The sequence below is a fragment of the Lysobacter sp. M2-1 genome (assembly GCF_022662495.1).
Classification (GTDB): domain Bacteria; phylum Pseudomonadota; class Gammaproteobacteria; order Xanthomonadales; family Xanthomonadaceae; genus JAKPBU01.
In genome coordinates this window covers 1,458,006-1,480,593 of record NZ_JAKPBU010000001.1, presented here as the reverse complement: position 1 = coordinate 1,480,593, position 22,588 = coordinate 1,458,006, and the positions used below count along the sequence as shown (strand labels likewise).

General features: G+C 68.0%; 16 protein-coding genes and 2 pseudogenes. 4 read left to right on the top strand and 14 right to left on the bottom strand.

The genetic code is table 11. The features are described 5' to 3' along the window. Positions 1-4 precede the first annotated feature (4 nt). The 3 genes from MC375_RS06480 (at position 5) to MC375_RS06470 (ending at position 5,306) form a co-directional block, all read left to right on the top strand. Positions 5-2,221 (top strand): xanthine dehydrogenase family protein molybdopterin-binding subunit, encoded by a 2,217-nt coding sequence (locus tag MC375_RS06480; protein ID WP_242102474.1) that lies wholly within the window; start codon positions 5-7, stop codon positions 2,219-2,221. Between the two features lie 12 nt (positions 2,222-2,233). Beyond that, positions 2,234-2,815 carry a hypothetical protein gene (locus tag MC375_RS06475; RefSeq protein ID WP_242102473.1) on the top strand — a complete coding sequence of 194 codons (582 nt, stop codon included), beginning with the start codon at positions 2,234-2,236 and terminating at the stop codon, positions 2,813-2,815. A 301-nt stretch (positions 2,816-3,116) separates the two neighbouring features. Continuing rightward, a complete protein-coding gene (locus tag MC375_RS06470; RefSeq protein WP_242102472.1) occupies positions 3,117-5,306 on the top strand; it encodes a xanthine dehydrogenase family protein molybdopterin-binding subunit in 2,190 nt (729 codons plus the stop codon). Positions 5,307-5,404: 98 nt separating this feature from the next. Here MC375_RS06470 and MC375_RS06465 read toward each other — a convergent pair whose 3' ends face one another. From MC375_RS06465 to yedA, 3 genes are all read right to left on the bottom strand, one after another. Continuing rightward, positions 5,405-5,911, bottom strand: a complete 507-nt coding sequence (locus tag MC375_RS06465; protein ID WP_242102471.1) for a DinB family protein — start codon at positions 5,909-5,911, stop codon at positions 5,405-5,407. 26 nt (positions 5,912-5,937) lie between these two features. Next, positions 5,938-6,849, bottom strand: a complete 912-nt coding sequence (gene rarD / locus MC375_RS06460; protein WP_242102470.1) for an EamA family transporter RarD — start codon at positions 6,847-6,849, stop codon at positions 5,938-5,940. Positions 6,850-6,985: 136 nt separating this feature from the next. After that, positions 6,986-7,894 (bottom strand): drug/metabolite exporter YedA, encoded by a 909-nt coding sequence (yedA, locus tag MC375_RS06455; RefSeq protein ID WP_242102469.1) that lies wholly within the window; start codon positions 7,892-7,894, stop codon positions 6,986-6,988. A 68-nt stretch (positions 7,895-7,962) separates the two neighbouring features. Between yedA and MC375_RS06450 the strand changes: the two genes are divergently transcribed. Beyond that, entirely contained in the window at positions 7,963-8,451 is a 489-nt protein-coding gene (locus MC375_RS06450) for an Lrp/AsnC family transcriptional regulator (RefSeq protein ID WP_242102468.1), read from the top strand. Positions 8,452-8,548: 97 nt separating this feature from the next. Here the strand turns inward: MC375_RS06450 and MC375_RS06445 are convergent, their stop codons facing one another. The 11 genes and pseudogenes from MC375_RS06445 to mrdA all read right to left on the bottom strand — a co-directional run. Then, on the bottom strand, positions 8,549-9,370 hold the full coding sequence (locus MC375_RS06445) for a methylated-DNA--[protein]-cysteine S-methyltransferase (RefSeq protein WP_242102467.1): 822 nt from the start codon (positions 9,368-9,370) through the stop codon (positions 8,549-8,551). Between the two features lie 221 nt (positions 9,371-9,591). After that, positions 9,592-11,664 (bottom strand): annotated as a pseudogene (locus MC375_RS06440) (carboxy terminal-processing peptidase); the annotation flags it as partial. A 435-nt stretch (positions 11,665-12,099) separates the two neighbouring features. Beyond that, entirely contained in the window at positions 12,100-13,125 is a 1,026-nt protein-coding gene (lipA, locus tag MC375_RS06435; RefSeq protein WP_242102466.1) for a lipoyl synthase, read from the bottom strand. A 7-nt stretch (positions 13,126-13,132) separates the two neighbouring features. Continuing rightward, positions 13,133-13,654, bottom strand: coding sequence for a hypothetical protein (locus tag MC375_RS06430; protein WP_242102465.1), 522 nt, complete (start codon positions 13,652-13,654; stop codon positions 13,133-13,135). Positions 13,655-13,660: 6 nt separating this feature from the next. Further along, positions 13,661-14,326, bottom strand: coding sequence for a lipoyl(octanoyl) transferase LipB (gene lipB, locus MC375_RS06425; RefSeq protein ID WP_242102966.1), 666 nt, complete (start codon positions 14,324-14,326; stop codon positions 13,661-13,663). An 11-nt stretch (positions 14,327-14,337) separates the two neighbouring features. Further along, the gene (locus tag MC375_RS06420) at positions 14,338-14,616 is read right to left on the bottom strand and encodes a DUF493 family protein (protein ID WP_242102464.1); all 279 of its coding nucleotides are present in this window, start codon (positions 14,614-14,616) and stop codon (positions 14,338-14,340) included. 120 nt (positions 14,617-14,736) lie between these two features. Further along, a complete protein-coding gene (locus MC375_RS06415) occupies positions 14,737-15,981 on the bottom strand; it encodes a D-alanyl-D-alanine carboxypeptidase family protein (protein ID WP_242102463.1) in 1,245 nt (414 codons plus the stop codon). Positions 15,982-16,075: 94 nt separating this feature from the next. Beyond that, positions 16,076-17,506 carry a septal ring lytic transglycosylase RlpA family protein gene (locus MC375_RS06410; protein WP_242102462.1) on the bottom strand — a complete coding sequence of 477 codons (1,431 nt, stop codon included), beginning with the start codon at positions 17,504-17,506 and terminating at the stop codon, positions 16,076-16,078. Continuing rightward, entirely contained in the window at positions 17,503-18,636 is a 1,134-nt protein-coding gene (gene mltB / locus MC375_RS06405; RefSeq protein ID WP_242102461.1) for a lytic murein transglycosylase B, read from the bottom strand. The genes MC375_RS06410 and mltB overlap by 4 nt, the downstream gene beginning before the upstream one ends. Positions 18,637-19,520: 884 nt before the next feature. Continuing rightward, positions 19,521-20,624 (bottom strand): rod shape-determining protein RodA, encoded by a 1,104-nt coding sequence (gene rodA, locus MC375_RS06400; RefSeq protein ID WP_242102460.1) that lies wholly within the window; start codon positions 20,622-20,624, stop codon positions 19,521-19,523. 113 nt (positions 20,625-20,737) lie between these two features. Then, positions 20,738-22,588, bottom strand: a pseudogene (mrdA, locus tag MC375_RS06395) (penicillin-binding protein 2); the annotation flags it as partial.

Here is a 22,588-nt window from a genome sequence, read left to right as displayed (position 1 = left end):
CGCGATGAACGCCATCCAGAAAACCAGCCGGCGTGGGTTCCTCAAGGCCGGCGCGCTCGCCGGCGGCGGACTCGTGATCGGTTTCGTGGTGCCCGTCGCCGCGCGCATGGCGTTGGCGCAGCAGGCGCAAGCCGCCACCACGGCTTCTTTCGCGCCCAATGCCTTCCTGCGTATCGCGGGCGACGACAGCATCACCGTGCTGCTGGCGCATTCCGAGATGGGCCAGGGCATCTGGACCGCGTTGCCGATGCTGATCGCCGAGGAGCTCGACGCCGACTGGTCCAGGATCACGGTCGAGCATGCGCCCGCCGCGCAGGCTTATGCGCATACCGGCTTCGGCATGCAGATGACCGGCGGTTCGACCACGACCTGGAGCGAGTTCGACCGCTATCGCCAGGCTGGGGCTGCGGCGCGCGCGATGCTGGTGCAGGCCGCCGCCGCGCGGCTCGGCGTGCCGGCGGCGGAGATCCGAACCGAGAACGGCGAAGTCGTCGCCGGCGATCAGCGCGTGCGCTACGGAGCGCTCGCCGACGACGCCGGCAAACTCGCCGCGCCGGATCCGAAGTCCCTGGCCCTCAAGGACCCGAAGGCCTGGAAACTCATCGGCAAGCCGACCCGGCGCCTGGACACGCCGGAAAAGATCAGCGGCCGTGCGATCTTCGGCATCGACGTGCAGTTCGATGGCCTGAAGACCGCGATGGTCGCGCGCGCACCGGTGTTCGGCGGCAGCGTGAAATCCTTCGACGCCACGGCCGCGAAAGCCGTGCCCGGCGTGCGCGACGTGGTGCAGGTGCCCAGCGGCGTCGCGGTGATCGCCGACCATTACTGGGCCGCGAAGCTCGGCCGCGACGCGCTCAAAGTCGACTGGGATCCGGGCCCGAACGCCGCGCTCGACACGCAGGCCCTGCACGCCGAGTTCGCGAAGCTCGCCGGCACGCCCGGCGCGGTCGCCGTGCAGGCCGGCGACGCCGCCGCGGCAATGGCCACGGCGGCGAAGACGGTGGAAGCCGAATACACCGTGCCCTATCTCGCGCACGCAACGATGGAGCCGTTGAACTGCACGGTGAAGATCGATGCCGACCAGTGCGAGATCTGGACCGGCACCCAGTTCCAGACCATCGATCAGCAGGTCGCCGCGAAGATCACCGGTCTGAAGCCCGAGCAGATCCTCATTCACACCACCTTCCTCGGCGGCGGCTTCGGCCGGCGCGCCACGCCGACGTCGGATTTCGTCAACGAGGCGGTGGAAGTGGCGAAGGCCGCCAAGGTGCCGGTCAAGACGGTGTGGTCGCGCGAGGACGACATGCGCGGCGGCTACTACCGACCGGCCTACGTGCAGAAGGCGAAGGTCGGGCTGGACGCCGATGGTGTTCCGGTTGCCTGGCAGCAGGTGATGGTCGGACAGTCGATCCTCGCCGGCACGCCGTTCGAGCCGATGATGGTGAAGAACGGCATCGATGCCACCTCGGTCGAGGGCGTCGCCGACTCGCCCTACGTCAAGGGCACGCCGGCGCATCGGGTCGACCTGCATTCGCCCAAGACCGGCATCCCGGTGCTGTGGTGGCGCTCGGTCGGGCACAGCTACAACGGCTTCGTGATGGAGAGCCTGGTCGATGAGCTCGCCCATGCCGCCGGCAAGGATCCGCTCGCATACCGACGCCAGCTGCTCAAGGACCATCCGCGCCATCTGGCCGCGCTCAACCTGGCGGCGGAAAAATTCGGCTGGGACACGCCACTCGCCAAGGGCCGCGGCAAGGGCATCGCCGTGCATGAGTCCTTCGGCAGCTTCGTCGCCCAGGCGGCGGAAGTCTCGGTCGAGGACATGCGCGATGGCAGCCGTGCGATCAAGGTGCATCGCGTGGTCTGCGCGATCGACTGCGGTCCGGTGGTGAACCCGCTGACCGTGGCCGCGCAGATGGAATCCGGGATCGCATTCGGTCTTGGCGCGGCGCTGTACTCGAAGCTGACCTTCAGGGACGGCCGCGTGCAGGAATCCAACTACCACGACTACCGGGTGCTGCGCATGTCGGAAATGCCGAAGGTCGAGGTCCACATCGTGCCGAGCAGCGAAAAGATGGGCGGCGTCGGCGAACCGGGCACGCCGCCGATCGCGCCGGCGGTTGCGAACGCGGTGTTCGCGCTGACCGGACAGCGCCTGCGCGAGCTGCCGCTGCGGCTCGCCGCCAATGACACCGCCGCCACTTCCGCGGCGAAGTCCTGAGGAGGCATGCGCATGCGCCGGTTACTCGCGATCCTTCCCGCGACAATCCTTCTCGCCCTCGCGCCCGCTGCCTGCAAGCGCGCGAGCCCCGAGCAGCAGGCACAGGGGCTGGAGGCGTTCAAGACCGTGGAGCAGGTGTTCCAGCACCCGCGCTGCAGCAACTGCCACATCCCCGGCGACGCGCCGCTGCAGTTCGATACGCAGACGCCACATGCGATGAACGTGGTGCGCGGCCCCGACGGACACGGCGCGCCCGGCCTGCCGTGCAGCACCTGCCATGGCGAGAAGAATTCGCCGGCCAGCTACGGCCCGCACGCGCCGCCCGGCGCCCCGCACTGGGGCCTGCCGCCGCCGGACCAGAAGATGGCCTGGATCGGCGTGCCCGCGGCGGAGCTGTGCGCGATGATCAAGGACAAGAAGCGCAACGGCGATCGCGACCTCGACGCCATGTTCAAGCATGTCAGCGAGGACAAGCTGGTGCTGTGGGGCTGGGAGCCGGGCGGCGAGCGCAAGCCGGTGCCGGTGCCGCACGAGCGCTTCGTGGCCGCATTCAAGACCTGGATGGACGCAGGCGCCCCCTGCCCCGGCGCTTGAGTGACTTCGAACGGCGCAGGGCGGGCACGTTCATGTGCCCGCCGCGCGATCGATTGAATACGCCCGGCAAGCCGCAGCTTGTCTGTAGATCCGAGTCTGCCCGGACAGCTAGCTCCTGGGTTCCAGGCAAGCCCGGCCCTGCAGAAGCCCGTCATGCCTGACGCAGCGACAACAACCGGTCTCGCCCTCCAATCACGTTGTCGAAGGCAAACCCCCATCCGCCCCCGGATCGAGTCCGGGGCAAGCTCTCCGGGCACCTTCTCACGGAGGGAGAAGGACAAGACCAGCGACGGAGGCCTCCGTGAACGCCGCAAGCAAGCTGTCCCGCCGCAATTTACTCAAAACCGCCACGCTGGCCGGCGGCGGCCTGGTCATCGGCATCGCCATCCCAGTGGCGAAGCGGTTTGCGCTCGCGCAGGAAGCGCAGGCCTTGGCCGCCTTCGCCCCCAACGCTTTCCTGCGCATCGCCGCTGACGACAGTATCACCGTGCTGAGCGCGCATTCGGAAATGGGCCAGGGCATCTGGACCATGCTGCCGATGCTGATCGCCGAGGAACTCGACGCCGACTGGTCGAGGATCAGGGTCGAGCACGCGCCGGTTGCGCCGGCCTACATGCACTCCGCGTTCGGCGGCCAGACTACCTTCGGTTCGAGCTCCACCTGGTCGGAGTTCGATCGTTACCGCCAGGCCGGCGCCGGCGCGCGCGCGATGCTGCTGCAGGCCGCGGCCATGCGCTTGAACCTGCCGGTCGAACGACTGCGCACCGAGAACGGCACAGTCGTCGCCGGCACGCAGCGCATTCGCTATGGCGAGCTTGCCGACGATGCCGGCAAGCTCGCACCGCCCGACCCGGCCTCGCTCAAGCTCAAGGACCCGGAGGACTGGAAGTTCATCGGCAAGCCCACCAAACGCCTCGACACGCCGGAGAAGACCAGTGGCCGCGCGCAGTTCGGCATGGACGTGCAGTTTCCTGGCCTGCTGACCGCGTTGGTCGCGCGCTCGCCGGTGTTCGGCGGCACGGTGAAATCGTTCGACGACGCCGCGGCCAAGGCCATCCCCGGCGTACGCAATGTGGTGCAAGTGCCCAGTGGCGTGGCGGTTGTCGCCGATCACTTCTGGGCCGCCAAACTCGGCCGCGATGCGCTGAAGATCGATTGGAACCTCGGCCCGAATGCCGGCCTCGACACTGCGCAGCTGCGCGAGGAATTCCGCAGGCTCGCGGCGACGCCCGGCAACGTGGCGGCACAGGCAGGCGACGTGGAGGCCGCACTCGCGAAGGCGGCGAAGACGCTGGACGTGGAGTACGCCGTGCCCTATCTCGCACACGCGCCGATGGAACCCCTCAACTGCACGGTGAAGATCGACAAGGATGGCTGCGAGCTCTGGACCGGCACCCAGTCCCAGACCGGTGACCAGCTGGCCGCCGCGAAGATCACTGGCCTCAATCCCGAGCAGGTCCGGCTCCACACGATGTTCCTCGGCGGCGGTTTCGGCCGGCGCTTGCCGTCGGATTTCGTCATCGAGGCCGTGCATGTCGCCAAGGCCGCCGGTGCGCCGGTCAAGACGGTGTGGACGCGCGAGGACGACATTCGGGGCGGCTACTACCGGCCGATGTTCGTGCAACAGGTGCATGTCGGACTCGGCGCCGGCGGCTTGCCGGTCGCTTGGCAGCACACGCTGGTCGGGCAGTCGCTCGCCGCCGGCACGCCGCTCGAACCGATGATGGTGAGGAACGGCGTCGACGCCTTTTCGGTCGGTGGCGTCATCGATGCGCCCTATCTCAAGGCCATCCCGGACCATCGCGTCGACCTGCATTCGCCCGCGACGGGCATACCTGTGCTGGTGTGGCGCTCGGTCGGGCCCAGCTACAACGTGTTCGTGATGGAAAGCCTCATCGACGAACTCGCGCACGCGGCCGGCAAGGACCCGGTCGAATACCGACGCTTGCTGCTGAAGGATTATCCGCGCCACCTGGGCGTACTCGACCTGGCCGTGGAAAAGGCCGGCTGGAAGACGCCACGGGCGCAGGGCCGCGCGCGCGGCGTGGCGGTATTCGAAACTGCCGGCAGTTACGTCGCCGAAGTGGCGGAGGTATCGATGGAAGACGACCCGGTCGCCGGCCGCGCGATCCGCGTGCATCGCGTCGTGTGCGCGGTAGACTGTGGCATCGTGGTCAATCCGGAGGGCGTCCGTGCGCAAATGGAATCCTCCATCGCCTTTGGATTGGCGGCCGCGCTGCACAGCCGGCTCAGCTTCAAGGACGGCCGCGTACAGCAGTCGAACTTCCACGACTTCCGCGTGCTGCGCTTCAACGAGATGCCGCAGGTAGAGGTGCACATCGTGCCGAGCACCGAGAAACCCTCCGGCATCGGCGAGCCCGGCGTGCCGCCGATCGCGCCGGCGGTGGCGAACGCGGTCTTCGCGCTGACCGGCCAACGCCTGCGCGAATTGCCACTGGAACCCGCGGCGACCCAACCGGGCAAAGCCTGAGGCGGCCGCCATGGCAGTCCCGCCGATGTCGCCCTGCCCAACCACATGACCCGGCACGGGGGTATGAAAAAAGTGTCCACCGTTGCCTTACTGCCGCGCTAGCCGCGTTGCATGCCCTCCGCGGCGATCTTCCCAGCCAACCACTGCAACCCCGCGAGATGCTGTTGATCGTGGCTGCACAGGAAGTGCACGAGACCGCGCAGCGTGGTCGGGCCATAGCCTTCGAACACCGCCGGCCGCGCGAGCGTGGCGTCGTCCCAGGCGGCGATCATCCCGACCGTCTCGGCGCGCGCCTGCGCGAAACCGGCGAACGCCGCTTCGATATCGCGCGCCGCGTAGTTGCGCGCCGGGGTGACCGCCTCGCTGTCGATGTCCACCAGCACCGGTGCATGCTCATGCAGGGTGCGGCGGAAGCGTTCCCGGTAACCCTCGAGCTCGATGTCATGCACGTGCCACACCTGCTCGTGCGCGGTGAAGCGCTCGCTGGGAATGCCGTCCCAGGAGCGCGGCGCCCAGTGCGCGCGACCTTCCGGAATCGCGCGGTAGTGCGCCTGCAGTTGGCGGGGAAAGTCGCGCAGGGCCTGGAGCGTGGTGGCGTCGATCATGGTGCGGTCCTTTTCGCCCGCGCCGCTCATGCGGCGGCCGGCAACGCGACCCTGCGCGAGCGCAGCAGGCCATCGCCCGCGAACACCGCCAGCGCGAGCCAGATGAAGGCGAAGCCGATCGCGCGGTCGCGGTCGAACGGCTCGTGGAACACGAACACGCCGATCAGGAACTGCAGGGTCGGCGCGATGTACTGCATCAGGCCCACGGTCGACAGCGGAATCCGGCGCACCGCGAAGGCGAAGCCGACCAGCGGCAGCGCGGTGAGGATGCCGGCGAACACCAGCAATGCGCTGGTCCACGCACCGTAGCCTGCGCCGAAACCGCCCATGCCGTGGCTTTCGTTCCACAGCAGCCAGGCCAGCGTCGGCACGAAGAGGTAGGCGCTTTCCACGCCCATCCCGACGACCGAGTCGACCGCCGCCAGCTTGCGGATCAGGCCGTACAGCGCGAACGACAGCGCCAGGGCCATGGCGATCCACGGAAAACTGCCGTAGTTGAAGGTGAGCCACAGCACCCCGGCCGCGGCGATGCCCACCGACAGCCACTGCAGTGTCGACAGCCGCTCGCGCAGGAACAGCACGCCGATCACCACGTTGAGCAGCGGATTGATGAAATAGCCCAGGCTGGTCTCGACCACGTGCCCGGCATTCACCGCCCAGATGTACAGGCCCCAGTTGAACGCGATCAGCACGCCGCTGCAGGCCAGCATCCAGGCCAGGCGCGGCTGCGACAATGCGTTGCGCAACCAGCCGCGGCCGTGTTTCCAGAGCAGCCAGCCGCACACGAAGACCGCGCTCCATGCGATCCGGTGCAGCACGATCTGCAGCGAAGGGACCGACTTGAGCAGATGCCAGTACAACGGCATCAGGCCCCAGACCGCGAAGGTGGCCGCGGCGACCCAGAGGCCGGCGATGGTGTCGCGTCGATTCGAGGACATGGATACGGTCCGTAACAAGCGGAGCGCCGAAGCGTCGGGCGTCTCGCGAGAGCCTGAGGGAGCGGCCTTGGCCGCGATTGCCATCGACTTTACTGGCGACGCAGGGAAAGCAGTCGCGGCCAGGGCCGCTCCCGCATCATTGTTTGGCCTTGGCCGCCTTGGCGAATGTGATCGCGACCACGCCCAGCAGGATCACGCCCATCGCCACCAGTTCGCCTGCGCCGAAACGCTCGTTGGCCAGCAACGCGCCCAGCAGCACCGCGATCGCCGGATTGACGTAGGCGTAGCTGCCGGCCAACGCCGGCCGCACGTGGTTGAGCAGCCAGATGTAGGCGGTGAAACCCATCAGCGAGCCGAGCACGACCAGATAGGCGAACGCCGCCAGCCCACCCGGTGTGGGCATCGCGTGCAGGCGCTCGCCGGTCGCCACACCCACCACCAGCATCGCCACACCGCCGCACAGCATCTGCGCGGCCGCACCCATGAACGGAGGCGCCATGTCGCGTCCGCGGCTCCAGATCGAACCGAACGACCACGCCACCGACGCCACCAGCAGGCAGACCAGGCCGACCGGCGAGGCGGTCAGGCTGCTGCCGGCGTTGAGCCACAGCACCCCGAGAAAGCCGACGCCCAGGCCGGTCCATTCCATCCGGGTCGGGCGCTCGCCGCGCATCGCGGCGAAGATGCCCATCCACAGCGGAGCGGACGCCACCGCGACTGCGGTCATGCCGGAGGAGACGGTCTTCTCCGCCACGTTCACCATGCCGTTGCCCAGCAGCAGCAGCAGCACGCCCATCACCGCGGCGTTGCCCCACTGCGCGCGGGTGGGCACCGCCGCACCGCGCAGGCGCAGATAGCCGAACATCAGCACGCCCGCGAGGGTGAAGCGGATCCCGCCGAGCAGGAACGGCGGGAAACCGCCCTCCAGCGCGAAGCGGATCGCCAGGTAGGTCGACCCCCAGATCAGGTACACGGCGGCGAGCGCGAGCGGCACGCTCCAGCGCGCCGGCGTGGGCTGGGCGGAGGCTGCCGTGATCGTATTCATGCGATCAGATTAGCGTTGAATGACGGAAGTCGCTTGAAAATTCCTGCGCAAACGCGCAAAAATTTTGCGTGCCCGACGCTCCCCTTCTGCTCGACGATTTCGATCACCGCCTGCTCGACCTGCTGCAGGCCGATGCCGGACAAACGCTGACTGCGCTTGGCGACGCCGTGGGCCTGTCGGCCAGCGCCGTGCAGCGGCGCCTGACCCGCTATCGCAGCAGTGGACTGATGCGGGAAATGGCGGTGCTCGAACCGGAGCTGCTCGGCAATCTGGTGCTCGCCACCGTGTGGGTAACGATGGAGCGCGAGTCCACGCGCCAGCTCAAGGCTTTCTATGCCCGCATGCGCGCCGCGCCTGAAGTCCAGCAGTGTTACCAGCTGGCGGGCGAGCAGGACTATCTGGTGATCATGGCCACCACCAGCCTGGCCGAATACCGGCAAGCCGCCGAACGCCTGTTCAAGGACGACGGCAACATCCGTCGTTACGACACCCATCTGGTGTTCGACACCGTCAAGCGCGGATTGGCCCTGCCCACGCGTGCGGCGCCGCGGAAGTAAATCGACACGTGGGAGCGGCCTTGGCCGCGATTGCTCTTCCCCACACTCCGGCAGGAATTCAAAGGCATTCGCGAGCAAGCGCGCTCCCACCGTCGGGTCACGCCGCGCGCTCACGCTCGAGCAGCTGCTGCTTGAGCGGCAGGCCCCAGCGGTAGCCGCCGAGCGAGCCGTCGCCGCGCACCACGCGGTGACAAGGCACCACCACCGCCACCTTGTTGCGCGCGCAGGCGCTCGCGACCGCGCGCGTGGCCTGCGGCGCATCGAGCGCGGCGGCCAGTTCGGCGTAGCTGCGGGTCTGGCCGCGGGGAATCTTCATCAGCGCATCCCAGACCCGCTTCTGGAACGCGGTCCCGACCAGATCCAGCTCGACCTCGTCGCCCCGTCCGGCCAGCCGCTGAGCAACGGCGCGCACGCGCGGCGCCAGGAACTCGTCGCGGCCGGCGTCGACGCGCTGCAGACGCGCGTGCGGAAACTCGCGGCGAAGCCCGGCTTCCAGCGCGCGCGGATCCGTGCCCAGCTCGACCATGCAGATGCCGCGGGCAGTGGTCGCTACCAGCGCGGTGCCCAACGCGGTATCGATCAGGCTCCAGCGGATGTCTTCGTCGGGCGCTCCGGCGCGATAGCGGCCAGGCGTCATGCCCAGCTGCGCGGCGCCGTCCTGGTACACCCGCGAAGGCGAGCCGTAGCCCGCGTCGTAGAGCGCGGTGGTCACGTCGCTTCCTTCGCGCAGCTGCGCCTTGAGCGTGCCGAGCTTGCGCTGGCGCAGATACTCGGCCGGGCTCAGTCCGTAGCGCGCGCTGAACTGGCGCTGCAGGTGCGAGGGGCTGATGCCGACCGCCTTGCCGAGCTCGGTCAGCGTCGGCTCTCCGCCGTCGAGCAGCTGGCGGACGCGTTCGAGTTTGTCAGTGTTCTTGTCCATGGCGAAAACGATAGCGGGCGCCCAGGGCGCCCGCTATCCGATTCTTGCGCCTTGTCATGCGGGTTCGGCGAGTTCGAACCTATTGCCGCGCTCCATGCGCTTGCTGGAGGAAAGCCCCCTTGGTAAAGGGGGGGCCCCGAAGGGGCGGGGGATTGGCAGCGCAGGCCGGGACCCAAGATTTGCGTAGCAAATTTTGGGGATTGATCCGTGCGCAGCGCGGATCAATCTGCCCAGTGCCCCGGCGTCTTCGCCGCAGTCAGCACCTGCGCCGACAGCGCGCGATCGGTCTGCAGCAGGGTGGTCGCGTCGGCCAGGATCGCGGCCGACTCGCGCAGCAGCGGATCGGGACGGTCCTCGGCTGCCTTTTCGCGCGCGGCGTCCTTGGCCACGTCGCGCTCGTTCGCGGTCAGGCCGTCGTCATCCGAGTCGTCGGCCAGCGGATCGAGCGGCAGCCCCAGCGCCTTGCGTTCGGCCTGGCGTTGCTTGGTCTTGCTCGACTGCTTGTCGCGTTCGGCGCGACGCTCGGTTTCGTTGAGGCTGACGTATTTCTTGTCGCGCTCGGCCTTGAACTCGGCCACGTCCTCCAGCGTCCATTGGAATTCCTTGTCCTTGGCCACGCGCGCATCGTGCAGTGCGTCCAGCTTGGGCAGCAGCGGCTCGAAATTGCCGTAGCGGGTGTGCTCGACGGCCGCGATCTTCGACCACGGCAGCGCGTTGTCGTAGGTGCTCTCGCCGAACTCGCTCGCGTCCACCGTCACCGGGAAGGCGATGTCGGGCACCACACCCTTGTTCTGGGTGCTGCTGCCGCCGGGCAGGAAGAACTGGGCGATGGTCAGCTTCACCTGGCCGAACTGCTGGCCTTCGTTCGCCGGCCAGCGATCCAGGTCCACCAGGTTCTGCACGGTGCCCTTGCCGAAAGTGGTCTCGCCGATCACCAGGCCGCGCCCGTAGTCCTGGATCGCGCCAGCGAAGATTTCCGACGCCGACGCCGAGCCGCGATTGATCAGCACCGCCAGCGGCCCTTCCCAGGCGACGCCGGCATTGCGGTCGCCTTCCACAGCGACCCGACCGCCGGATTCGCGCACCTGCACCACCGGCCCCTGGTCGATGAACAAGCCGGTCAGTTCCACCGCCTCGTTCAGCGAACCGCCACCGTTGTTGCGCAGGTCCAGGACCACGCCGTCGAGCTTCTGCTGCTTGAACTGCTCGAGCAGATTGCCCACGTCGCGGGTGGCGGAGGCATAGTCGCCATTGCTGTTCCGGCGGCCCTCGAAATCCTGGTAGAACGCGGGCAGCTCGATCACGCCGATCCGGCGCTCTGGCATGTCGCCATTGGCCGGAATCTCGATCACCTTGGACTTGGCCGCCTGCTCTTCCAGCCGCACCTTGGCGCGGGTGATCAGCAGCCGCGCCGGCTTGCTGTCGAGCATGGCCTCGGCCGGCACCACGTCCAACCGCACCTGGGTGCCCTTGGGGCCCTTGATCTTTTCGACCACGTCATCGATGCGCCAGCCGATCACGTCTTCCATCGCGCCACCGGCGCCCTGACCCACGCCGACCACGCGATCGCCGGGCTTGAGCTTCTTGCTCAGGTCGGCAGGACCGCCTGGCACGATTTCGCGGATCACCACCACGTCGTCCTGCTTCTGCAGCACGGCGCCGATGCCCTCGAGCGAGAGCGACATGCTCTGGTTGAAGCGCTCGGCCGCGCGCGGGTTGAAATAATCGGTATGCGGATCGATCGCGTTGGCGTAGGCGTTGATGAACAGCTGGAACGAATCCTCGCCGTCGAGTTCCAGCGCCGACTTGGCCTGGTTCGCGTAACGCTTGTCCAGGGTCTTGACGATCTCCGCCGGCTGCTTGCCGGCCAGCTTCAGACGCAGCCAGTCGTTGCGGACCGCCTGCTTCCACAACCCGTCGAGTTCGGCCGTGTCCTTCGCCCAGGGCGCATCCTCGCGGTCGTAGTACCACTTTTCGTTGCCGGTGAAATCGAAGATGTCCTGCTTGAGCAGGCTGCGCGCGTAGTCCATGCGCTCGACCGCGCGCTTCTGGTACAGGGCGAAGATCTCGTTGGCCGGGCCGACGTTGCCCTCCTTGATCGCCTCGTCGAAGCCGGTCCGCAGCGCGGCGTGCTGTTCTACGTCCTGGGCTGTGAAATAGAGCTTGGCGCCGTCGAGCGCTTCGAAATAATCGGTGAAGATGTTCTGCGACAGCGCATCGTCGAGCGCGCGTGGACGGTAGGCGTAGCGGCTGTCCGAGAGCAGGCCGTAGACCAGCTTGGAGGTGGTGGTCTGCGCGGCGCTGACTTCCGGCGCATCGACCGCGCGCGCCGGCGGAATGTCCTTGATCAGCGACTTGTCGACTCCGGCCGGCGTTTCGGCCGGACTGGTCGGAGACGTCTGCTGGCCGCTGGCCGAGGACAACAGGGCGGCGGAGAGGGTCAGGGACAGGAACAGCAAGGTTTGTTGCGTCTTCATCTAGTTCTCTCGCGGCCATACGGCCGTCGCATCGGTCTGAACGTCAAGGACAGCTTGGGAAGGCCTCGGACCACACGACAGTGCCGGAAGTTGCTTCGCCAGCGTCGGATTCACTCTAACCGCGGCAAACGGTGCGGATGTGAACGAATCGTCGGCGCCCCGGTACCGCCGGTCCGCTGCTATTCAGGGTGGTGGAGGGCGGTCTTGGGGGCACGCAGGAAGCGAGCGTGTGTTTCAAGCCGGCCGGGCGTCCTACGCGGCGGCGACGCCGGCCTCGGCCGCCTGCCGGTCGGCGTGATAGGAGGAGCGCACCAGCGGGCCGGACGCCACGTGGGTAAACCCCAGCGCCATGCCGAATTCCTCGAGCGCCTTGAATTCGTCGGGCGTCCAGTAGCGCATCACCGGATGGTGGTGCGCGCTGGGCTGCAGGTACTGGCCGATGGTGACCATGTTCACATCGTGCGCGCGCAGGTCGCGCAGGGTTTCCTGCACCTGTTCCATGGTCTCGCCCAGGCCGAGCATGATCCCGGACTTGGTCGGAAGACCGGGATGCTGCGCCTTGAACTTCTGCAGCAGGGTCAGCGACCACTGGTAATCGGCGCCCGGACGCACGTTCGGATACAGGTCGGGCACCGTCTCGATATTGTGGTTGAACACATCCGGCGGATTCGCCGCCAGGATTTCCAGCGCGCGTTCCATGCGGCCCTTGCCGCGGAAGTCGGGGGTCAGGATTTCGATCTTCGTCGCCGGGCTGAACTCGCGGATCGCGCTGATGCAGTCGACGAAATGGGTGGCGCCGCCGTCGCGCAGGTCGTCGCGGTCGACGCTGGTCACCACCACGTAGCGCAGGCCCATGTCCTTGATGGTCTGCGCCAGGTGCAGGGGCTCGGCCGGATCGGGCGGCTTGGGCCGTCCGTGGGCCACGTCGCAGAAACTGCAGCGCCGGGTGCAGACCTCGCCGAGGATCATGAAGGTGGCCGTGCCGTGGCCGAAGCACTCATGGATGTTCGGACAGCTGGCTTCCTCGCACACCGTCACCAGCCGGTTCTCGCGCAGCTTCGCCTTGAGTCGGGCCACCGAGTTGTCCGACGGGATCCGCACCCGGATCCAGGACGGCTTGCGCAGCACTGGCGCGTCGGCGAACTGCACCGGCGAGCGCGCGATCTTGTCGCCCGCGACCTGCTTCGCCCCCGGTTGCAGCGGGGCGGTTTGGGTACCGGCGGACGCTGTCTCGCCGAGGATCTGCAGGGGGATGCTGCGGGAGGACGTGGTGCTCATGAGGGCCTCATTGTAGTCGGCTGGCGCCGCGTTCCAGACGCGCCGCCGCCGCCAGCAGCAGCCGCGAATAGAGCCGGTGGAAGCCGAGCAGCGCGCCGTAGGGGAAATCCAGCGCCGCCGCGCCGGGCCGGGCGTCTGGGGCGGGCACGATGGCGGAACCGAAATACAGCGTTCTGCCGGTGCCAGGCGCGGCGTCCGCCCTCATCAGCCAGGAGCGCGTGCGCCCCTGCACGTCGCACAGCAGCAGTTGTTCCGGAGTCCGTGCCTCGACCCGCCAGGCGGCGAAATGTTCGCGCGTGCCTGCGGCGAGTTCCGCCGCTTCGACATCCGTGGACGGCATCGACGCAAGCGCCAGGATCCGGCGCTCGAGCTTGAACAGCCACGAGGTGTAGAAGGCCTCGACGTAGGCGGCCTGGGAGGGCCGCGCGTCGATACGCGTCTGGTAGCAGTCGGTGTAATGCCCCGCGCTGTGATAGGCGGCCAACAACGCACCGGGCGGCAGCGACGAGGCGCGGACCGGCGTCGCCATCGCGGTTCAGCCGCTGGCCCGGGCCGACGGCAGCCGCAATCCGAACTGCCTGGCGAGCGCCTCCAGCAACACCGGCTTGACCGCGTCCGGGCTCGACGGCCCGCCCAGGTCGGCCATGGCCACCACCTGCAGCCCTTGGTAACCGCAGGGATTGATCCGTCCGAACGGCTCCAGATCCATCGCGACGTTGAAGGCCAGGCCGTGGAAGGTACAGCCGCGTCGCACCCGGATCCCGAGCGCAGCCACCTTGGCGTCGGCGACGTACACGCCGGGCGCGCCTTCGCGGCGCGCGCCTTCGATGTTCCATTCGGCCAATGTGTCGATCACCGCCTGCTCGATGCGATGCACGTATTCGCGCACCCCGATCTTCAGCCGTCTCAGGTCGAGCAGCGGATACGCGACGATCTGCCCGGGGCCGTGGTAGGTCACCTGCCCGCCGCGGTCCACGTGCAGCACCGGGATGTCGCCCGGCATCAGCACGTGTTCGGGCTTGCCGGCCTGGCCGAGGGTGAACACCGGTTCGTGTTCGACCAGCCACAGCTCGTCGGGCGTCGCCTCATCGCGCGCATCGGTGAAGGCCTGCATCGCCCGCCAGACCGGCTCGTAGGGCTGGCGTCCCAGGTCGCGCACGATGCCGGTTTCGGCCGCGCCCGGAGCCGGGACCACCTCCAGGGCGCCGGGGGCTACAGCGTCCACTTCACCTCGGGATGCGCGCGCAGCGCGGCATGCGCAGCGTCGTACTGTTCGCGCGAATCGGCGCGGAAGGCGATGCGCACCGACACGTAGCGCCCGTTGGACGAATGCTTCCAGGTCACCGATTCGTGCAGCACCTCGATCCCGGCGTCCATCAACAGGGTCGGCAGCACCGTTTCCAGGTCCTTCTCCGCCGCGCCCATGGCCGAGAGTTCGAACGTGCCGGGAAACTGGAAGCCGTGTTGGGGATTGTCGGATTTGATCTCCATCGCCGGATTATGGGGTCCGGCGCATCAAAGCCAAGTTCCGGCCAGATGGCGCCCCGCAGCTGCGATCGGTGAACGCTGGCGCGCAGAGCCGAACACCGCGCGCCCTCGATGGACCGGTGCCTACACCGAATCCCACCACATCAGGAACGCATGCCACAGGCGCTTGAAGAAGCCGGCCTGCTCGATGCCTTCCAGGGCGATCAGCGGCTGCTGCGCGACCACCTGGTTGCCAAGGTTGACCTTGACCGTGCCGATCTTCTGGCCCTTGGCGATCGGCGCTTCCAGCACCTTGGGCACGTCCATGGTCGCCTTGAGCTGGCCGTACTTGCCGCGCGGCGTGCTGACCAGCAGCGGCTCGGCGACGCCGAGCGAGACCGCGTCGGCCTGGCCTTTCCAGACCTTCTGCTGGGTGACCTGCTTGTTAGCCGGGTAGAGCTGGTGGGTTTCGTAGAAGCGGAAGCCCCAGTTGAGCAGCGCCTGCGAATCCACCGCGCGCTGGTTCTCGCTGGTATCGCCCATCACCACGCTGATCAGGCGCTGGTCGCCGCGCTTGGCCGACGCCATCAGGCAGTATCCGGCGCTGGAGGTGTGCCCGGTCTTGATGCCGTCCACCGACGGGTCGCGCCACAGCAGCAGGTTGCGGTTGGGCTGGGTGATCGGCCCGACCGTGAATTCCTTGATCTTGTTGTACGAATACGCCACCGGGTAATCGCGGATCAGCGCGCGTCCGAGCAGCGCCAGGTCGCGCGCGGTGGTGATGTGTCCCTCCGCGGGCAGGCCATGCGGATTGACGAAGTGGCTGTTGCGCATGCCGATCTTCTTCGCATACGCGTTCATCAGCGCGGCGAAGGCGGATTCGCTGCCGGCGATGTGTTCGGCCAGCGCGATCGCCGCATCGTTGCCCGACTGCACCACCATGCCCTTTTCCATCTGTTCCAGCGGCGCGGTCTTGTTGACCTCGAAGCCGCTGTAGCTGCCGTCGGTGCCGGCGCCGCCGCTGCGCCAGGCGTTCTCGCTCATCATCACCGGATCGGTGGCCTTGACCTTGCCGGCGGCCATCTCTGCGGCGATCACGTAGCTGGTCATGACCTTGGTGATGCTGGCCGGCTCGACCGGCGTATCCGCGTTCTCGCCCGCCAGGATCTGACCGGTGGCGTAGTCCATGAGCACCCAGGATTTTGAGGTCTCAGGCGCCGGCGCCGGCGGCACCGGCAGGTTGTCGCTCAGCGCGGCGGCGGCGGGTTTCGGGGTGGCCGGGCGGGGCGTGGATGGCGTCTGCGCGAAGGCGAGCCCAAGAGTGGCGGTGACTATGAGGCTGGCGCCAATACCAGCGAGCAGGCTCGACTTCGGGGCAAGGGACTTCATCGACTGGAGAGGCTCCGGAGCGCCCGATCTGCGCCGGGCGGTGGTTTCGACAGGTGGATGCCGCGTGCGGCAGCCCGGAATTCTAGTCTGAACGCTATTCGCGAACGCGTTGCGGCTGGTCGAAGCCCAGACCCACGACGCGGGCGGCGAGTTCCGGCGCGCGCGCCGCATCCACCGGCCCCACCCGCAGGCGCCAGACCTGCTTGCCGTTGACGCTGGCGTCCAGCAGGCGCGCATTGGCGATATCGGCATCGCGGAGCATGGCCAGGGCCTGTCCGGCGTTCTGCTGGTTGGCGAAGGCGGCAACCTGCAAGGTGACCAGGCCGCTGCCGGCCGGCGCGACGGCGGCGACGCGCGCGGCGGCCGCCTGCGGTGTCGGCGGTGGCGGTGCGGCAGGCGAGGAAGCAGCGGCGACGGCGGAGCCCGGCGCGGCAGACCCGGTCGGATCGGGGGTGCCGGCCTTGCCGGTCGCGACCCGTGCCTTGCGCGACTTCATCCAGGCGTCGAACTCGTCGGCGGTCATCGCCTTGCCGTCCTGGAGCATATCGAAGCGCCATTCGGTGCCGGGCTTGGCGGTGACGGGCGCGGAAGCCGCCACGGTGCGGCTGGCGGCCGACGTTGCGCCCCCCGATTGCCCCTGCGGCGGGCGCTCACCGGCATTGGCAGCCGCGACCGGCAACATGCCGACCAGGCGGTCCATCGCGGTCGAGGCCGTGGTCTGCGCCGCAGCCGGGATGGTCGCAGGCCGGCCGGTGGCGATGCGCACGCCCGGTGGCAGGGTCAATTCCGCCGGGGCCGTTCTGGCGGGTGCGGAGGAAGGGGCTTTCGCGACGCCGTCGTAGCGCTCGCGCGCGTTCTCGCCGGCGCTCAATCCGCGCACTTCCACCCGTGCTGTGCCCTTGCTGCGGTAGCCGAGCTTGACCGCGGCGGCATAGCTCAAATCGATGACCCGCCCGGCGTGGAACGGCCCGCGATCGTTGACCCGCACCACCACCGACTTGCCGTTCTCCAGGTTGGTCACGCGCGCGAAGCTGGGCAGCGGCAGGGTCTTGTGCGCCGCGGTGAGGGCGTACATGTCGTACACCTCCAGGTTGGAGGTGCGGCGCCCATGGAACTTGTTGCCGTAATAGGAGGCCTGGCCCTGCTCGACATAGCCTTCGGCCGAATCGCGCACCGAATACGACTTGCCCAGCACCTTGTACGGAGACCGGTTGCCGTAGCGCGAGCGCGGTTCGTCGACCACGTCGGGTTCCGGAATCTGGTCCACGTCGTGGAGCGGGTCGTCCGGCGCACTGTCCTGGATATGCGGCGCATACAGTCCGCCGCTCGTGTAGTTGCCGCGCTTGCCGATGTCTTCCTGCGCGGGCGCGTAGGGCGAACGCTTGCGCTGCGCCGGCGGAAGCTCCGCGCGGGCGATGCTGCCCGGGTCGCCCAGCGCGACGGCCTGGGAGTCCGATTTCTTCGGCGCGCTCGCGCACGCCGACAGCGCGAGCGCGATGCACGCGCCCAGAGCGAGACGGTTCATTGCGAGGGCACTCCCGCGCGGATCGCCTGGGCCAGCTGATGCACCGCCAGCGAGTACATGGGCGAACGGTTGTAACGGCTGATCACGTAGAAATTCCGGTATCCCAGCCAGTATTCGCGGCCGGCGTCGCCATCGAGCGAGATGACGGTGGCGCCTTCCGCGGTTGGCTCTCCCGCCATCGGCGTGTAGCCGCGCTGCGCCAGCAGCGCTAGCGGGTTGTTCGGTTCCAGCGACTTCGGATCGCCCTCGGGCACGAAGTCTGCGGCACTCGGCGCGCGCTGTGCCCGCGCCACGACGGGCGCGCCGCGCTGCCAGCCGTGCAGCACGAAATAGTTGGCGATCGAGGCGAACACATCCGGCGTATGCGTCAGCAGGTCGCGGCGCCCGTCGCCGTCGCCGTCCTTCGCCCACAGGCGGTAGCTGGACGGCATGAACTGGCCCATGCCCATGGCGCCGGCGTAGCTGCCCTTGAGCGTGAGCGGGTCCAGCTGCGGCTCGGCCTTGACCAGCCCGAACAGCTGCGCGAGTTCGCCAGCGAAGAACGGCGCGCGCTTGGGATAGGAAAAGGCCAGGGTGTAGAGCGCATCGAGCACCCGGTAGTTGCCGGTGATCTTCCCGTAACTGGTTTCCACGCCGATGATCGCGACGATGTATTCGGCGGGCACGCCGGTCTCGGCGGCGACGCGATCCAGGGCGACGCGGTTGTCGAGGTAGAACTGGCGACCGCCGTTGATGCGTGCATCGTTGAGGAAGATCGGCCGGTAGTCGCGCCATGGCCGCACCGCCTCGGCCGGACGGGTCATCGCGTCGATGATCTTCTGCTGGTACACCGCCTGGGCCAGCGTGGCGCGAATCGTCTCGGGCGGCACGCCATAGGTGCTGGCCGCGTATTCGACGAAGGCGGCCTCGCGCTGTGGCTGCGGAATCGCCGGATCGGTGACCGACGGCGGGGCGACCGGTCGCTCGGGCGGTTGCGGGACGGGCGGCAACAGGGCCGGCGCCACGGGCTGCGATGGCGGCACGGACGCCTGCGGCTGCGGCGAGGGCGGAGGCACCTGCGTCGCGCAGGCCGCCAGCAGCAGCGCTGCGATCACGGCGGGCGCGGAGGCGATGGCGGCGCGTCGGATCATCGGCGGCGAGGGTAGCACGACCCGCCCCTTTGTAAAGCCACGGACCCCAATCACATCAGGGGCTTATACAGGGTTGTTGTGGTGGGTTCTTGGATCGTGGAGGCGCCTAAGTGCGCCCATCCAAGACAGCTGGAAATCATGAGTTGCGTCGTCCACCGGCAATTTATGAAAGAGCTTTCGCCTGAAGGCGAGTTACTTTCTTTGCTGGTGCAAAGAAAGTAACCAAAGAAAGCACCTTCCTCGACAAGTCGCTCAAGGTCTCTGGGTGGCCAAGGAATTTTCGGACTCGGCATCCTGCCTCGGTCCGAAAACGGCGGCCATCCATGGCCGCCGCCCCTCCGGGGTTTCCGAACGCTGATGGCTGCTGGCGGGGCAAGAAAGTCAAAAGCTGAAAAGCAGAAGCAATGCATTCGCCGAACGCGCCTGCGGTTCATGGCTCGACCGGGCCCTTGACCTTCCCAACCCTGTGCAAGCGATCCGCACCCGGACACCCGGAGGGCGGCCGGCATGGATGCCGGCCGTTTTCGGAGCGGACACGGATGTCCGCTGCGAAAATGGCGTCGACACCGCACATTCCTTGAGCGAGTTTGATCTCACGAGAAAGGTGCTTTCTTTTGGTTACTTTTCTTTGCACCAGCAAAGAAAAGTAACTCGCCGGTAGGCGAAAGCCCTGCTCTTAAAGGTAATCAGCGCGAAACCCACGAGCAGGGCAAGCAGCAACGTCCTTGGATCCCCGCCTGCGCGGGGATGACAAGGAATTCCAAGTCTTGCAGTAGCCGCCGAAAATCAAAGCTGCTCACGCCCGAAGCAAAATTCGATATGCCCCACACGTTGATCAGTCGCGCGACCCCGCACTCCGGAGACGCGCAGGGAGTTGCGGTCTCTTACCGCACCGCGTGCGCCCGCACCGACATCACCACCCCCAACCCCGCCAGCAGCGACACCGCCGCCGTCCCCCCGTAGCTGAGCAGCGGCATCGGCACGCCCACCACCGGCAGCAGGCCCGAGATCATGCCGCCGTTGACGATCACGTACACGAACATGGCCAGCCCCAGCGCGCCGGCGAGCAGGCGCGAATAGCCATCGCGCGCCTCGCTGGCGATCCACAGGCAGCGGCCGATCACGAACAGGTACAGGGTCAGCACCGTGGCCACGCCGATCCAGCCGAATTCCTCGCTCAGCACCGCGAAAATGAAGTCGGTGGTGTGCTCGGGCAGGTAATCCAGGTGCGACTGGGAGCCTTGCCCCCAGCCTTTGCCGCTCAACCCGCCCGCGCCGATCGCGATCTTCGACTGGATGATGTTCCATCCGGTCCCGAGCGGATCGGATTCTGGGTTGAGGAAGGTCAGGATGCGGTCCTTCTGGTAGGGACGCAGTAGCCAGAACCACGCCACCGGCGCGGCCGCGGCGATCCCGGCCGCGCCGGCCACGAACCACCACCAGGACAGCCCGGCCAGGAACAGGGCGAATGCGCCGCTGGCGGCGACCAGCATCGCAGTGCCGAAATCGGGCTGCAGCAGGATCAGCCCCGTGGGCAGGGCGATGATCGCCGAGCTCACCAGCACGGTGCCGAAACCGGGCGGCAAGCGGCCGCGGTTGAGGGTCCAGGCGGCCATCATCGGCAGGCTGAGCTTGAGCAGCTCGGCGGGCTGGAAATAGAACACGCCCAGGTTGATCCAGTGCGCGCCGCTGCGTCCTTCGCCGATCACCAGCACCAGCAGCAACGGCACCAGGGTCAGCGCATACACCAGCGGGGTGGCGTTGCGCAGTCTGTGCGGCGACAGGCGCGACAGCAGCCACATCGCACCGAAGCCGACCGCATAGCGCGCGCCCTGCGCGTAGACCAGGCGCGGGCTTTCGCCACCGGCGCTGTACAGCACCGCCAGACCGATCGCCATCAGCGCGATCAGCGCCGCGCACAGCGGCCAGTCCAGGGTGCGCGTCAGACGCACGAAGATGTCCAGCAGCCAGCGCAGGATGGCGCTCATTGCCGGGAGGTCGCCGCAGGCGCCGTCGAGGCCGAGGGCACGTCGTCGGCGGGCGGTGCGGCCTCTTCCACGGCGATCGTGCCGACCTGGATCCGGGTGTCGTCCGGCACCTCCGGCATCTTGCCCACGACCCACGCGTCGAGGATCTTGCGCGCGATCGGCGCTGCGGTGGCGCTGCCGTAACCACCGCCTTCGATCGCCACCGCCACCGCGATGGTCGGCTGGTCCGCGGGCGCGTAGGCGATGAACAGCGCGCGATGGCGCAGATGCATGGGCAGGCTTCGCGGGTTGATCGCACCCTGGCTGCGGCGGCTGACCACCTGCGCGGTGCCGGTTTTGCTCGCGATGAGATAGGTCAGGCCGGGACGGATATTGGTGGCGGTGCCTGGCCCGTGCACGGTCGCGATCATCCCTTCGCGTACGGCAGCCAGGTGCGCGGGGTTGTCGCTGATCCGCCTCGGTTCGGGCTGCGGCGCGGGCGTCCAGGCCGCGGCGTAACCGGTGCGCACATCGCGCACCAGGTGCGGACGCCGCAACCAGCCGTCGTTCGCGAGCGCCGCGGTCGCCTGCACCAGCTGTAGCGGCGTGACCTTCCAGAAGCCCTGGCCGATGCCGGTGATCGCGGTATCGCCGGGGTACCAGCGCCCCTGGCTGCCCGCATTCTTCTGCTTCCATGCCGGCGATGGCAGGATGCCGGGGATCTCGCCGGCCAGATCGACCCCGGTGGGCTGGCCGAAGCCATAGCGCGCCATGTACTCATCGACGCGCGCGATGCCCATGTCCAGCGCCAGCCTGTAGTAATAGGTGTTGACCGATTCGTAGATCGACTTGCGCAGGTCGGTCCAGCCGTGGCCGCCGCGGTGCGAGTCGCCGTAGCCGCGGCGCTGGCCGCCGATGTAGAACATGCCGGTCGACAGGGTCCGGTCTTCGGCCCTGCGCGCGCCGCTGTCCAGGCCGGCCAGGCCGAAGAACGGCTTTATGGTGGAGCCCGGTGCGACCCCACCGAGCACCGCGCGGTTGAACTGGGGACGCGAAGGATTTTCGTTGAGCCGTTTGAAGTCGGCGTGCGAGATGCCGTTGACGAACAGGTTGGGGTCGTAGGACGGCAGACTGGCCATGGCCAGAATCTCGCCGGTGCGCGGATCCACCGCGATCGCGGTGCCTTCCAGCTCGCCGAACGAGAGCACCATCGCGCGCTGCAGGTCGACGTCGATCGACAGCCGCAGGTCGGTGCCCGGCACCGCCGGCACGGTTCCCAGCGAGCGGATCGCACGCCCGTCCACGTTGGTTTCGATCTGCTGGAAACCCGGCTTGCCGCGCAGCGCGTCTTCGTAATAGCGCTCCAGTCCGGTCTTGCCGATATGGGTGAACGGCGTGCTTTCGCCGAAGCGCGCCATGTCCTGCTTGTCGATCCGGGCGACGTAGCCGACCACGTGCGCCAGCAGCTCACCGTAGGGATAGACCCGGCTCAGGTAGGGCACGATCTCGACGCCCGGATAGCGCCAGCGGTCCACCGCGAACCGTGCGACCTCGGCATCGCTCAGGCGCAGCTTGAGCGTGATCGGACGGAAGCCACGCCCCGCCCTGCGCGCCTCCTGGAAGCGGGCGATGTCCTCGGGCGTGAGCGAGACGATCCTGGAGAGCGAGGCGAGCAGGCGAGTGATGTCGCCGGCATCGTCGGGGACTACGTCGAGCCGGTACGCGGGCACGTTGTCCGCCAGGATCCGGCCCTTGCGGTCGTAGATCAGACCGCGTCCGGGCACCACCGGGCGCGGCTTGATCCGGTTGGCTTCCGAGCGCGTGGCGTAGTCCTCGTGCTCGAGCACCTGCAGGCGGAAATACCACAGGCCCAGCCCCACCAGCGACAGCAACACTACGCCGAAACCGATCGCCGCGCGTACCCGGAACAGGTCCGCTTCGGCACGCGGGTTCTTCAACGCCTTGCGCTGGCGGCGCTGGATCAT

Excerpts from the sequence above, each read along its gene's own strand:
- MC375_RS06480 (WP_242102474.1), top strand. The coding sequence starts at position 5 with ATGAACGCCATCCAGAAAACCAGCCGGCGTGGGTTCCTCAAGGCCGGC.
- MC375_RS06475 (WP_242102473.1), top strand. The coding sequence starts at position 2,234 with ATGCGCCGGTTACTCGCGATCCTTCCCGCGACAATCCTTCTCGCCCTC.
- MC375_RS06465 (WP_242102471.1), bottom strand. The coding sequence starts at position 5,911 with ATGATCGACGCCACCACGCTCCAGGCCCTGCGCGACTTTCCCCGCCAA.
- rarD (WP_242102470.1), bottom strand. The coding sequence starts at position 6,849 with ATGTCCTCGAATCGACGCGACACCATCGCCGGCCTCTGGGTCGCCGCG.
- yedA (WP_242102469.1), bottom strand. The coding sequence starts at position 7,894 with ATGAATACGATCACGGCAGCCTCCGCCCAGCCCACGCCGGCGCGCTGG.
- MC375_RS06445 (WP_242102467.1), bottom strand. The coding sequence starts at position 9,370 with ATGGACAAGAACACTGACAAACTCGAACGCGTCCGCCAGCTGCTCGAC.
- lipA (WP_242102466.1), bottom strand. The coding sequence starts at position 13,125 with ATGAGCACCACGTCCTCCCGCAGCATCCCCCTGCAGATCCTCGGCGAG.
- MC375_RS06430 (WP_242102465.1), bottom strand. The coding sequence starts at position 13,654 with ATGGCGACGCCGGTCCGCGCCTCGTCGCTGCCGCCCGGTGCGTTGTTG.
- MC375_RS06420 (WP_242102464.1), bottom strand. The coding sequence starts at position 14,616 with ATGGAGATCAAATCCGACAATCCCCAACACGGCTTCCAGTTTCCCGGC.
- MC375_RS06415 (WP_242102463.1), bottom strand. The coding sequence starts at position 15,981 with ATGAAGTCCCTTGCCCCGAAGTCGAGCCTGCTCGCTGGTATTGGCGCC.
- MC375_RS06410 (WP_242102462.1), bottom strand. The coding sequence starts at position 17,506 with ATGAACCGTCTCGCTCTGGGCGCGTGCATCGCGCTCGCGCTGTCGGCG.
- mltB (WP_242102461.1), bottom strand. The coding sequence starts at position 18,636 with ATGATCCGACGCGCCGCCATCGCCTCCGCGCCCGCCGTGATCGCAGCG.
- rodA (WP_242102460.1), bottom strand. The coding sequence starts at position 20,624 with ATGAGCGCCATCCTGCGCTGGCTGCTGGACATCTTCGTGCGTCTGACG.